We start from the raw sequence: 14,175 nt of genomic DNA, 5'->3' as shown, positions 1-14,175 counted from the left end.
GTCTCGGCATTCCTGCTGAACCGCTCTTCCGATCTGCTACATATTAAAAGAGCTCTTTTTTTGTACTTTTTGGGTCCATTGGGATAAATTATTACCTAATTTTTTAACTCCTAAAATGTCTTCTTTTTTAACCGGTTTTTTATTAAATATTTTTTTTAAAAAATTCCACATATTTTGCCAACACCTTTTTTTTAATAATTTGTCCATTTAATTAATCATTTTCTTTAAAACAAGTTATAAAGAAGAAGATAAGCAAGAACAAATTGATCTAATTTTTTGCATGCATGATGAATAAACAATAAATATTCTTGTATAACTAATATTATATAAAAACATCAGTCTGTTTTGAATAAAAACTTTTTAGAAAAAGAGTTATTCTTTTTCTATTTGTCGAGCTTCTATGTCTTTTAAAGAAACATTTTTTTTACATTTAGGAAAATTGCTGCAACCCAAAAACTCCCCATATCGACCTTTTCTTTTCGCTAAAAAAGCTCCGCAGGAATCGCATTTATGTTTAGTTAAAACCGGTGGTGAAGACGGAGTTTTTTCTTTAGAAGGAATGATGTTTTTACATTTTGGAAAAGCACTGCAACCCAAAAACTCCCCATATTGACCCCTTCTTTTAAATAATAATTCGCCACAAACACTACATTTTTCTTCTGTGAAAACTGGTTTGCTAGCAACAATTTTTTGGTCCGCTATGGAATATAATTCTTGAAACAAGTGATAAAAATTTTTTAAAAAAGCGATTTTATCTAATTGACCGGAAGCGATTTTATCTAAATTTTCTTCCATTTGAGCCGTATAGTCAATGTTAATTAAAAAATTGAAATATTGATCTAAAAGGTTTTTAGTTAAAAAACCTTGTTCCGTACAAAAAAATCTTTTTTCTTCTACTGTCACATAAAACCTTTTTTTTAAAGTTTCAATGATGGTAGAATAAGTCGAAGGGCGACCAATTTTTAATTGTTCTAAAGTTTTAATCAAAGAAGCTTCATTAAAACGAGCAGGCGGAGTAGTAAATTTTTGCAGAGTAGTTATTTCTTGCGGTAAATAAGTTTTGTTAACCTCTAAATCTGGTAAAAAATCATTTTTAAAAGTATTAGTATCTAGTCCTTGATAAAAACCAGCAAATAAGACTGTTAAACCTTCGGTTTTAAACACATAATCTTTAACATGAAACAATAATTGTGTTTTATTGAAAACAGCGTTAGCCATCAAACTAGTCAAAGTTCGTTCATAAATCATTTTATATAAAGATAATTGATACTTATTTAAATATTGGGTTAAACTTTCCGGCGTTTTTTTAATATCCGTAATTCTAATAGCTTCATGCGCTTCTTGAATATTATCTTGGCTAAGTTGTTGATAAGTTCCCAAATATTCTGGACCATATTTTTCTTTAATAAAAATTTTAACTTCTTTCATAAAAGACATAGATAAACGATAAGAATCAGTTCTCATATAAGTAATCAAACCTACCGGTTTTCCTTCTATTTCAATTCCTTCATACAGTTTTTGCGTATTAATCATTGTTTGTTTTGCGTTCATTGATAAATGTCTAAAAGCTTCTTGTTGTAATGAAGCAGTGATAAAAGGTTTTGGCGATTTATTAACCACTTTTTTCTCCACTATTTCTTTTAAAAGAAAATATTGATCTTTTATTTGTTCTACTATTTGAGCCGCTTCTTCGCTTTTAATTTTTTTATCTTTCGGTTTAACCACTAAAGAGGCTTCAAAATTCTCAAAAAGAGCTTTAATTAAATTATATTCTTCAGGAATAAATTTTTCTCTTTCTTGTTCTAATTCGGCGATTAATTTTAAATCCACTGATTGAACCCTACCAGCTGATTGGGATTTAATTCTTTTCACTAAACGAGACAGTTTAAAGCCCATTATACGGTCTAACATTCTACGTGTTTCTTGCGAATCAACTAAGGATTGATTAATCGCAGAAGGCTTGTTAAAAGCCTCCAAAACTACATCTTTGGTTATTTCCGTAAAAAAGATACGGTTTTTATCAGTCATTTTTAAATTCAAAACTTGTGCTAAATGCCAAGCAATAGCTTCTCCTTCGCGATCTGGATCAGTCGCTAACAAGACTTTTTTGCCTTTGGTCAAACGGATTAAATCTTTGACTAGTTTTTCTTGTGTTGGAATAATCTTATAATCAGGTAAAAAATCTTTTTCAATATGAATCCCTAAACGGTTTTTACCTTTTAAAGATAAATCTCTAATATGACCTTTAGAAGAGAGAATTAAAATTTTATTATCAAAATAACTATTAAGAGTTTTAGCTTTAGAAGGCGATTCAACAATAATAACTTGTGTTTTCATTTGTACTAATTCTCTTTCTATAATTTTAAAATTTTAACGTACTAATTAAATCGAGATCAAAATTAAATTTTTCTTTTTTATTATTACCTATTTTATGCACAATCATGTCTAAAAATTTATTCTCATCTAAAACATTATTTTTTAATAAAAAATTAACTTTTTGGGCAATAATAGGTAATAAGTTTTCTTCTTCTAAACCTTTATCATCTAGTTTAAACATTCTTTTTAAACAATTTTTATAGTGTTTTTTCAAGTAAGTTAATAAATATCCCACTAAATCCTCTTTAGGCAATAAAGTGGTTTTAATACAGCAAGAAATGGCTAATGAATAACCTATTTGTGGATCAGTAAAATTATGATACAAAACTCCAGGAGTATCTAATAATTTCATATTATTATTTAAAGCAATCCATTGCATCCTTTTAGTAACTCCAGGAGTATTCGCTGTTTTAAATGCTTTTCTCTGTGATAAAGCATTAATTAAAGTCGATTTACCTACATTAGGTACTCCCACAATCATCAATTTTAAAATTTTTTTATGAACCGTAATTTTTTTACTTTTTAAAATAGACTGCATCAAAGGATAAATTTTATTAATATTCAAATTAGTTTTCGCATCAATATTTAAAGTAAATAATTTTTTTTGTTTAAAAAAATCTACAAAAAGATGGTTTTTATCAACATCAGCTAAAGAGGTTTTATTAAATAAAATTAAAACAGGTTTATTGTTAAGAGCTTTTAGTAGGTCAAAATTCATACTAGAAACAGGAATTCGAGCATCTAACACAATTAAAATGAAATCCACAAATTTGATATTCATTTTAATGTCTGTTAAAGTTTTTTTCATATGTCCTGGAAACCATTTAATAACGACCATTATTTTATAACCACTCTTTATCTTTGTTTATTTCCGCGCAATAAAAAAGATTTTATTTTTTTTCTTCTTTTTCTTGACGTTTTACTTCTTCTTGCAATTCTTTAAAATAATCTTCTAAATCTTGTTCAGAGGTAAAAATAGTTTTACTATAAACTTTATACGCTTCTTCTCCTACAATCACTAAAATAGCACAACCTATTTTTTCAAACATACTTTTATAAAATCTATTGAAAAAAATTTTTTTAGCCCAATGGAAAGGATTGATTAAATTCAAAGCGCCAGTAACAAAACTAATCGCTTTATTGGTTTTTTTATATTTATCAATATATTTTTTATCCACTAATTTTTGTTTTAAAGTAAAAATGCGCCTTAAAGTCATTTTTTTAAACATACGGATCATCTTATTTTCAAACAATTCATCAATCCTTTGTTGCAAGTATTTCATGAAAGTTAAAGATTCATCCAAAGTAATTTCTAAATAAGGGAAAGGCGAATCAGGATAAAATTTATGCGATGTCTCAAAAATCAATTTACACACGCTTTGATATAAATTCATCATAAATTCATCTTTTGTTTCGTTCATATTGTTTTTGAATTCTTCTTGCGTATCTTTGATTAATTTATTGATTTCCTCATCAGTTATTTCGTATTTACTTTTATAAATTTTAGATCTTTTATTAAAATTCTTAATACTAACAAAAATATACAATAACAAAGTAACCACAAAACCAGTAAAAAGCCCGGTTAGAAAACTACCAAAAGTAGCTAAATAACCCCATAAATCAGGATACCATAACTTCATAAACTCCAAACTCCATTGCCTTTATTTATTTATTTTTCCTTTATTACATCTTTTTAACAATAAAAATAAACTTTCATAAATGTTTTTTTATTCATATCAATTATACAGAATTTATCCCTAAATTAAAAGTTTTTGTTTTTCCTAAGGTTTGATTAATATATAAATGAGGAATCCAAAGGACAGTGTTATTCTGGTCGACCACTAAACATAAATTTTTTCTCTTTGATAAAGGTATTTTTTTATTAATCAGGAATTTTTTTAATTTTTGCGTCCCAAAAGGAAATTTCACAACATCTCCATCTCCTTTTTGTTTTAAAACCAGAGGAAATTTTATCTTTCCTTCGTCATAAACAAGAGTCTTTTGTTCTTGACAAAAAGATAATAATTTTGGCTCTACACAACCGTATAATAAAGGTTTTGCTAAGTTTTCTTGAACTAAAAGAGTCTTTTTTTGCCACAATAATTGATCGTATTGTTTCAGCAAAAACCACTCATTGTTTAAATCCCATTCTGCGTTAGGTTTATGACTGTTTTTTAAACCTTTAATGATGTTATTTATTAAAGTAAAATTTTTACTAATCTTTTTATCTTCTAAAGAGGTCAAAAGAATATCTTTTTGCACAGCAATATGCAATAATAAAAAAGCTTCTAAATCCCACACCTCTGATAAAGTTTGTTGATTTAAAAAAAGTCGACTTTGAGAGCGAATGAAATCATGCGCTTCAGTTATTTGCCAATGAAACTTCTCCACATTCTTCAAAAAATGACGTTCTTCTTTTAAAAAAGGGATAATTTGGTTTCTAATTTTATTACGAGTATAAATGTTTAAACTATTAGTACGATCTTCTAAAAAAGGTATTTTTTTCTCAACAGCGTAACAAATAAGTTCTTCTTTAGGCAAATATAAGAAAGGTTTTAAAAAAAAGATATTATCTTCTCGATAAGATGGTTGAACTCCGCTATAACCTAATAAAGAACTACCCCTTATCATTTTTAACAAAATAGTTTCCGCTAAATCATCTAAATGATGAGCAGTTAAACAATAACGAGTTTCATATTGCATCGCTATTTCTTTTAACCTTTTTTTTCTTAATAAGCTCGCTTGATTCTGAAAATCTTTTTTAGGCAAATCTAATTCAAAATAATGAAAAGGGATGTTTTTAGCTTGACAATAATTAAAGACTAACTCTTTATCTAAAATGGCTTCTTCTCTCGTTAAATGATTAAAATGAACCACAATTAAAGGTATTTGGTGATGAAATAAATAATCTAATAAAACCATAGAATCAACTCCACCACTAACAGATATAATATAGAGTTTTTGAGTGCTTAAAGGGGTTGATAATTTTAATTTCACAATCAATAATTCTCGCTATTTTCCGAATTTAAATAATTAGTAAAATAATGTTCAATGATTTTGTACTTTTTATTTCTAAAAAGAAAAATTTTCCTCCCAAAAAAATTTTCTCATCCTTCATAGAATTTACAAATCAAGAATCAACTAAGAACGATCACCAATTTTATTTTCCAACTACCTATAATATAACATAAACCAAAGTTTTATCCACGTTTATTTGCCAAGTAAAATCCTTCTAGATAAAAAAAAGACCTATTAAGTAGGTCTTTACATCCATTATTAAAGTCTTAACATCCATCTCAATAGTAATTCAAAAAAATAAAAAAAGGAAGGAAATAATAAAGCTAACCAAACTCCCAAAATAGCTCCTAAAAAGGTTCCTAAAGTGACCCCAAAAGCGCCTTTTTTTAAACCAAAATAACAAACCAAAAAAATCACTCCGATAAACATCGCTTTTAAATTAATAGTAGTTTCTTCTGAACCAGTACGATCTTCCTTTTGAACCTTTTTAACTTCAGAAACTTGATAAAAATTATCAAAATTGATTTCATTCTTTTGATAAACAGCTCTATCCAATTTAGCGACAATAATTAAAGATATAATAATAAAACTCATTAAAACCATCATTAAACGAAAATTTTTATTCGTTCTCCAAGATTTATTAACAAAATATTTACGAAAATTAAAGGATATTTTTTTCATTAAATTCATATTTTTCCCCATTCCATTTTCACTATTTGATATTTGTTTGATTTTGAGGCGTACGTTCAATAATCACGTCTACATCAAAACCAAAAACTTTAAGAGTTGCTTTTTTCAATTCTCCTGGTGTATATTCATCATCTGTTTTCTTGCTAAAGCCAGACAAATATATTTCATGAGCTAAAAGTTCAAATTTAGCTCTTTTCATTAAAGTTTTTCTATTTAAGCCAAAAACATCCAAAGCACCTGAAAAAATTAAATTTTTTAATAATTCATCATTTAAAACTTGTTTCAACCGTACTTTAAAATCAAAAAAATCCTTAAAACTTTGTTTCTTTCTTTCTTGAATGATAAAATGACTAATTTCCTCACTAATGCCATAAATAATAGTCAATGGCATTACAACTTGTTGATTAATGTTTCGATAATGACTTTCACTTGCTAAAATATTAGGTTTAATAAAAACAATTTTATCTTGACTTTCTTTGAGCAATTTAGCAGTTTCCGGCGCGTTTTTAATATATTCATTTAACATCACTATATAAAAAGACATCAAATGATAAGTTTTCAAATAAGACATCCGATAACTAATTAAAGAATAAGATGCACTATGGCTTTTATTAAAGCTATAATTAGAAAATTTAACTATATAATCATAAACTTGTGCGGATAAAGCAGGCGAATGTTTTTTATTTTGCACACTATTTTTGATAAAATCTTTTTTCAAAGTATCATTGCACAAAGAAACATTTTTATTTTGAATCATTTTTCTCATCAAAATTTCAGCTTGTCCTAAATCATATCCCGCAAACCTCACTGATATTTCCATCACTTGTTCTTGGAATAAAATCACTCCATAAGTATTTTGCAAAACATGGTCCACATCAGGATGAATAAAATAAGTTTGATTGTTTTTACGGTTAGCACAATATACATCAAGAAAAGATAAAGGTCCAGGACGGTTAAAAGATAAAACAGCGACTAATTCTTCAAAATTTTGAGGTTTAATTTTTTTTAAAACCATTTTAGCTGAAAAAGATTCCAATTGAAAAATATAATCGGTATTGCCAGTTTGTAAAGTATGATATACTTCTTTTTTATCCAAAGGAATATCATGCCATAATAACTTTTCTTTTTGGTTAATTTGTTTTAAAATTTTTTCTACTAAAGATAAACTTTTTAAACTTAATAAATCGATTTTCAATAACCCAATTTTAGCTAATTGTTTACTTTCTAACTGCATTTGATACTTAATAGATGAATTAGTTTGATGATTCTTCTGAAGCGGGTAAAAATCAAATAATTTATCTTTGCTTAATATGATGCCTGCTGGATGAATTCCTGTTAATTTAGGAATTCCTTCCATTTTCAACAACACTTTTTCTTTATTTTTATCCAAATATTTCTTAAAAAAGGGATTAATTTCTTTTAAACGCATTAAATCTCTTGTTAAAGATTTGACTGTAAAAGTATTAAAAGTGATTATATTGGCGATATGTTCGGAACCGTACTTATCAGCGATATATTGAATTATTAAATGAATTTTATCATCCGGAAAATCTAGATCAATATCCGGCAAGGTTTTTCTTTTATAATTTAAAAATCTCTCAAAAAGAAGGTTATATTTTAAAGGATCTACTTCTGTAATCCCTAAACAAAAGCACACTAAAGAACCAGAAGAAGAGCCTCTTCCGGGTCCGACCAAAATATCTTTTTTCCAAGCATATTCCAAAAAATCAGCCACAATTAAAAAATAATCTTCATAACATAAATCGGCAATAATTTTTAATTCTTTTTCTAATTGTTTTTGGTATTGAGTTACAGAATGTAATTTAACATCTATTTGTTGATTTTTAAGTTTAGCGTTTAAAGCTATAAAAGTTTTTTCTCGTAAATATTGAAAAGAAGTTTGACCCTTATTATTGTTAAAAAGAGGCAAATGCAATTCTTGAGAAAAAAGCTTGTCATAACGAATGGGTTTAATTAAAGTATCCAAACCGACGCAAAAACTTTTATATTTATTAAAATAAGGACCATATTGATCACTAAATTCTTTTTTATCTAAAAAATGAAAAGAAAAAGAGGCTAAATCAGAAATATTATTTTTTGTATCTGACTCCGGATGAGATAATTTTAACAATAATTCATAAGTTTCTCGGTCTTCTTGTTCTAAATAATTAGTTTTATGAACCGGAAACACTGTTAATTCTAATTTCTCCACCAAAGAGAAAAAGTGCTCATCCATCGCAGCTAAACGAATATTTTGCAAAGAAAAACCCACATAAAACAACTTTAAATGAGTTTTAAAAGCGGCTAAAATAGGTTGCATTCTATTAGGAGCGGATAAATCCGCCAGCAAAAAATCAATATTAGATAAAATAAAAAAAAGACCTTCTTGTAAATAACTTATTTCTTCTAAAGTGATAGTTTTATCATGAGTACGAATAAGATTAGAAATTTGAATCAAATGACGTAAACCTATATCGTTAGAAGCATACACTAAAAGACCTATTTTTCGGCCTTTAAAAAGACATTCCAAAGAAACAAAGATTCTAAGACCTACAACAGGTTTAATGCGGTTTTTTTCACATACAGAGATAAATTCTACCATACCATATAAATTTTCATCATCACTAAGAGCCACAAAATCATAATTATTTTGAACAGCTTTTTGGACTAATTTTTCAATTGAATTCACGCTTTTAGCGATGCTGTAAAAACTTTGTAGATAAAAAAGACCTCTCATAATTTAAAACCTCATTTTTCAAATCTTTAATATTATATTTCTTTCGCCAACCATCCCACCAAAAGGTTTTAAAATTAATTCAAATTTTTTTTCAATTTTCTCTTGTGTTCTTCAGTTTCAAAAAGATTTTTATTTTTTTTCTCAGCTTCTAATAAAAATAAAGCATACTTATCTTTTTCTAAAGTCATCAATTTTTCCGCAGCAAAATAAAAAGATTCTAAAAATAAAAGAATAATATTAATCTCTTGTTCTTGTAAGAAAAATTCTAAATCTCCTGTTTGAAGGTATAATTCTAACTGTTCCTGGAATAGATCGATATTTTGATCTATTTCATGAAGAGTGAACATTTTTATTACTTTATCGGATAATTTAATAACATAAAACGAGAAAATCTTTTCCAAATTTTGGTTTTTCGATTGATCGCTGCTAATGGTTAAATAATACACAAATAAATCTTTAATGTTGTGATATATTTTTTTTTGATTCATTTAAAAATTTCCTTTTTTCCATAAAATGGTTGGATTGAATGAATAAACAATTATAGTATTTGATTGTTATGTTTAAAGTGAGGGAATAAAATAACGTCTCTAATATTAGGCGTATCAGTCAGTAGCATGACTAAACGGTCAATGCCCATCCCCATCCCACCAGTTGGTGGTAAGCCGTATTCTAAAGCTTCAATGAAATCGATATCCATTTCCCCAGCTTCATCATCGCCCAAATCTTTTTGCATTAACTGTTGTTCAAAACGTTTTTTTTGCTCTATTGGGTCATTTAACTCACTAAAAGCGTTTACTATTTCTTTACCTGCGATAAACAATTCAAAACGATCCGTAAACCTTGGGTCTTGCTTATTATTTTGTGCCAAAGGACTTACTTCAAAAGGATAATGGTAAATGAAAGTTGGTTGAATTAAAGTCGGTTCCACAAATTCCTCAAAAAAAGCACCGATAATATGACCTTTTTGAAAGAAAGGTTCTAAAGGTACTTTATGCTGATGAGCTATTTTTTGCGCTTCTTCCAAAGTCATTTCTTGGTAAAAATCAACGCCTGTTTGTTCTTTAATAATATCAATCATATTATATTTATGGAAGGTTCCAAAATCAATTTCGTCCCCTTGGTATACAAATTTTAATTGACCTAAAACAGTTTGCGCTACGTATTTTAAACAAGATTCGGTTAAATCCATCATACCTTGCATATTAGAAAAAGCTAAATAAGCTTCTATAGTAGTAAATTCAGGATTATGAGTAGCATCTATTCCTTCATTACGGAAAATACGACCTATTTCATAAACTGCTTTCATACCGCCCACAATTAATTTTTTTAAAGGTATTTCGGTAGCTATTCTTAAATAAAAATCAGAACTTAAAGCGTTATGATGAGTGATAAAAGGTTTAGCGGAAGCTCCGCCGATAAAAGAATGTAAAATTGGGGTTTCTACTTCTAAAAAATCTCGATCATCAAAAAATTTTCTGACCGCTTTAATTACTTTGGAACGAGTTACAAAAGTGTCCATCGATTGGGGATTAGTGATTAAATCAATATATCTTTTTTTTCTAATTAATTCTTTATCTTTTAAACCTTTGTGTTTATCCGGTAAAGCTTTTAAGCTTTTGCTTAAATGGATTAAATTAGTAGCTTTAATCGTTAATTCATCTGTTTTAGTTTTAAACAAATAACCTTCAATTCCGACAATATCCCCTAAATCAGCGTTTTTATAAATAGTGAAAGATAATGGCGACACTAGCTTCATATTCACATAAACTTGCATAGAACTATCAAAATCTTTTAATTGAAAAAAACCCGCTTTACCTTGAAGTCTTTTTAAAACTATTCGACCTGCCACAGAGACATTAATCAAGTTATTCTCTAATTCAGTTCTGTCTAAAAGTTTATATTTTTTCAATAAGTCAGAAACGTTATTTTGAACAACAAAATGATTTTTAAAAGGTTCAACGTCATTTGTTTTTAATTCTTCTATTTTATTTTTTCTAATTACTGTTTGTTCTAATTCTAATGATTTTTCTTCATTATTCATAAATAATCATTAAACCCCTTTTTTTTTATTTAATTTTTATTTTTGAATATAAAATTCAGCGGAAAGCAAAACATTCCTACTTTAAGCAGTTTTATTGGATGTTAATATTAACATATTTTAATTAAAAGAAAGAAAGGCGATTAAGAGAAATTACTTTTCATACGTCAAAAAAAGATGTTAAACTTACCTATCATTTTAACATATTAAAAGAAAAAGATGTTAAAATTAAAAAAACAATACTACAATATTGTTGCAAAGGTAATTTAAAAATTAATCAAGCTTGCTTTTTATGAATAATTATCCTTCTTCTTTTGTCTTCAAAAAGGCTAAACCAATTATATTGTATAATAAACATTTTCATTTGTTTAAAGAAAAAAGAATCTTTTTATTCAAAAGATTCTATGTTAAAAAATAATGTGCATAAGCCATGTTCTGTTCTTGTTTTCGCAAACAAGTGTGATCATTTATCTCTACCTTCATTATCGAAAATAGCACAAAAACCAACTATAATTAAAAAACAGGAAACGTCAATTTTCATGTTCCCCTACCATTTTTTTGGGTTGTTAGCTTGAGGAGTTTACCGCGTTTCATTTAATTATTTCTAATTAACTCGTTTCTGTGGCACTTTAAGTTTATTTTCATGAACTTATGAATAAGTTTTTAGAATTTAAACAGTCGTTACTTCAATTAATTTAAGCACCTTAAGTTCTTGTTTTCCTTAAGCGCAAACACTACATGTCTTTCCTAAACATGTGCTAATATGGACTTTCCTAAGCCTAACATTTTTAAAAACAATATTAAACCTCGATCACCTTCCATTATTTTTTTAACATTAATATTTTAACAAATTTTAACGCAATATTCTTGTCTTTTTACAATAATATTCCCAGATTAATGTTTTGTCTGCAACAAAAGGTCGATTTTACCTTTTTCATTGATATTGATACATTTTACAGTTACCATTTGCCCAATATTAACCACATCTTCCACTTTATCAACCCTTTTGTCTGATAATTTGCTAATGTGAAGGAAACCTTCCACTCCAGGTAAAAGTTGAATTATCGCGCCAAAAGAATGACCAGTTTTTTTATCCATTAAAATCTTAGCCACGGTTCCTTCGAAAATTTGACCGACTTCGATGTCCTTTACCAAGTTTAAAATATAATGAGACGTTCTTTTCACTACTTCTAAATCTTGATGCATAATAAATACTCGTCCATCTTGTTCTATATCAATTTTAACATTATCGTTATTTTCAATAATTTGAGAAATGATCTTCCCGCCTGTTCCGATAACATCACGAATTTTACTAGTGTGAATATTAATCACTTTTATTTTTAACGCATAAGGAGATAATTCTTTGCGTGATTTAGCGATAGTATCCTTCATTTGATTTAAAATATGCAGACGGCCTAAACGCGCTTTTTCCAAAGCAGTTTTTAAAATATCTAAACCGATAGATTCGATTTTAATATCCATTTGTAAAGCTGTGATACCTTTTGCAGTTCCAGCGACTTTAAAATCCATATCACCTTTTTGGTCCTCTAAACCTTGAATATCGCTCAAAATAACGTATTCATCTTGGTTATCGTAAAACAATCCCATCGCGATACCTGCTACAGCGCTTTTTAAAGGTACGCCAGCATCCATTAAAGCCATAGAAGAGGAACAAATAGTCGCTTGAGAAGACGAACCGTTAGATTCTAAAATTTCAGATACTACGCGGATACTATAAGGAAATTCTTCTTCTGAAGGTAAGACGTGTGATAATGCTTTTTCCGCCAACATACCATGACCTATTTCTCGACGAGAAGGAGACATATATCTTCCTACCGAACCAACAGAAAAAGCGGGAAAATTGTAATGCAACATAAAACGTTTTTTAGCATCTTCTGTTAAATCATCAATCGTTTTACTTTCGCTTAAAGAACCTAACGTTACTACTGCTAAACTTTGGGTCTCACCGCGAGTAAAAACAGCTGATCCATGTGTTCTTGGCAATAAACTCACTTGATTTTCAATAATTCTGATTTCATCAATTTCTCTTCCATCAGTTCTTTTTTTCTCATGAATAATCATTTTACGAATTTCTTGCGTTAACAAAGCGTCAAAAATGGTTTCTATTTCGATTAAATATTTTTTTTGTTGTTCTAAATCAAGAACTGTGATTTTCTCAACATTTTTGAAAAAAGTCTTTTGATTATATTCTGCCATAATCTCATCTTTTAACAATTGAAGATTTTGAGATAAGACGTTTTTTTGTTTTTTTTGTTTATTATTTGCTTGTAATATTGCGATTATGGATGAACGATATTTTTCATCTATTTCTTGAAATAAAGCTGTATTTGTTTCTAGAATATCTAAAGCCATCTTTTCTTTACCAATTTGTTGGCGAATTTCTTCTTGAAAAGCGCACATTTTTTTAATAACTTCGTGGCCAAACAACATCACTTCTAATAATTCTTCTTCAGAAGTTTCTTTTGCTACTGCTTCAATCATATTCAAACTATCTTTAGTTCCTGAAAGAGTTAATAAAAAATCAGACATTTCTTTTTGTTTTAAATTAGGGTTAATAATCATTTCGCCTTTGATCTTCCCGATAGAAACAGAAGAAACCGCTTCCACGAAAGGAATATCAGAAACTAATAAAGCCAAAGAACTGCCAAAAAGAGCGAAATTTTCATTATTACAATTATGATCATTACTTAAAACAGTATTTATAATTTGAATTTCTTTTTTTAAATTTTTATCAAATAAAGGCCTTAAAGCTCTGTCAATTAAACGTGAATTTAAGACTTCAAAATCAGTAGATCTACCTTCTCTTTTGGTAAAGCTGCCTGGTATTTTACCAGCTGAATATAGTTTTTCTTGATAAATCACCATCAACGGAAAATAATTTAAAGTTGTGTCTTGCACACTAGAAACAGCAACGCTCAAAATAACAGTATCTTTATAACGTACCATAACAGATCCATTCGCTTGTTTAGCAAATTTATTTATTTCCACAGTTAATGAATTATTTTCAAAAGTAGTTTCAAACACTTGTTGAGTCATTAAAAAAATCTCCTTTTTTCATTTATATAACTTTTTTATCATTTTTTAACCAAAACCACTTTTGAAAATAAAAATTAACTTAATATTGATTCGTACATAATAAAAAAAGACCTTTTTGCATTGATCTTAATATAGTTTGGCGCCTACGCTAGGGCTCGAACCTAGGACCTCCTGATTAACAGTCAGATGCTCTACCAACTGAGCTACATAGGCATTATTATTTTTTATTAACCTTAATCCACCTACTGATTACAAGTCA

At 28.1% G+C, this 14,175-nt stretch carries 10 protein-coding genes, 1 tRNA gene and 1 other RNA gene; all 12 read right to left on the bottom strand.

The window, feature by feature from the left end; genetic code table 11:
• Positions 1–36: 36 nt before the first annotated feature.
• Positions 37–171 carry a hypothetical protein gene (locus RI76_RS02975; RefSeq protein ID WP_017192449.1) on the bottom strand — a complete coding sequence of 45 codons (135 nt, stop codon included), beginning with the start codon at positions 169–171 and terminating at the stop codon, positions 37–39.
• Between the two features lie 201 nt (positions 172–372).
• On the bottom strand, positions 373–2,337 hold the full coding sequence (topA, locus tag RI76_RS01880) for a type I DNA topoisomerase (protein WP_017192448.1): 1,965 nt from the start codon (positions 2,335–2,337) through the stop codon (positions 373–375).
• A 25-nt stretch (positions 2,338–2,362) separates the two neighbouring features.
• Positions 2,363–3,214, bottom strand: a complete 852-nt coding sequence (ylqF, locus tag RI76_RS01875) for a ribosome biogenesis GTPase YlqF (RefSeq protein WP_017192447.1) — start codon at positions 3,212–3,214, stop codon at positions 2,363–2,365.
• 52 nt (positions 3,215–3,266) lie between these two features.
• Positions 3,267–4,016, bottom strand: a complete 750-nt coding sequence (locus tag RI76_RS01870; protein WP_017192446.1) for a hypothetical protein — start codon at positions 4,014–4,016, stop codon at positions 3,267–3,269.
• A gap of 100 nt (positions 4,017–4,116) precedes the next feature.
• Positions 4,117–5,373 (bottom strand): tRNA lysidine(34) synthetase TilS, encoded by a 1,257-nt coding sequence (gene tilS, locus RI76_RS01865; protein WP_017192445.1) that lies wholly within the window; start codon positions 5,371–5,373, stop codon positions 4,117–4,119.
• A gap of 279 nt (positions 5,374–5,652) precedes the next feature.
• The gene (locus RI76_RS01860; protein ID WP_017192444.1) at positions 5,653–6,084 is read right to left on the bottom strand and encodes a hypothetical protein; all 432 of its coding nucleotides are present in this window, start codon (positions 6,082–6,084) and stop codon (positions 5,653–5,655) included.
• Positions 6,085–6,106: 22 nt separating this feature from the next.
• Positions 6,107–8,821: a PHP domain-containing protein gene (locus RI76_RS01855; RefSeq protein WP_017192443.1), complete on the bottom strand. Its 2,715-nt coding sequence runs from the start codon at positions 8,819–8,821 to the stop codon at positions 6,107–6,109.
• Positions 8,822–8,895: 74 nt separating this feature from the next.
• Positions 8,896–9,309: a hypothetical protein gene (locus tag RI76_RS01850; protein WP_017192442.1), complete on the bottom strand. Its 414-nt coding sequence runs from the start codon at positions 9,307–9,309 to the stop codon at positions 8,896–8,898.
• Between the two features lie 50 nt (positions 9,310–9,359).
• On the bottom strand, positions 9,360–10,862 hold the full coding sequence (gene lysS, locus RI76_RS01845; protein WP_017192441.1) for a lysine--tRNA ligase: 1,503 nt from the start codon (positions 10,860–10,862) through the stop codon (positions 9,360–9,362).
• Between the two features lie 416 nt (positions 10,863–11,278).
• Positions 11,279–11,682: RNase P RNA component class B (gene rnpB / locus RI76_RS02895), an RNA gene on the bottom strand.
• Positions 11,683–11,753: 71 nt separating this feature from the next.
• Positions 11,754–13,916 (bottom strand): polyribonucleotide nucleotidyltransferase, encoded by a 2,163-nt coding sequence (locus tag RI76_RS01840; RefSeq protein WP_017192438.1) that lies wholly within the window; start codon positions 13,914–13,916, stop codon positions 11,754–11,756.
• Positions 13,917–14,053: 137 nt separating this feature from the next.
• Positions 14,054–14,129: transfer RNA gene (locus RI76_RS01835), tRNA-Asn, on the bottom strand.
• Between the last annotated feature and the right edge of the window lie 46 nt (positions 14,130–14,175).

It is taken from the genome of Milkweed yellows phytoplasma str. MW1, from assembly GCF_000309485.1.
Classification (GTDB): Bacteria; Bacillota_I; Bacilli_A; order Acholeplasmatales; family Acholeplasmataceae; genus Phytoplasma.
This window is presented reverse-complemented; position numbering and strand designations above follow the sequence as displayed.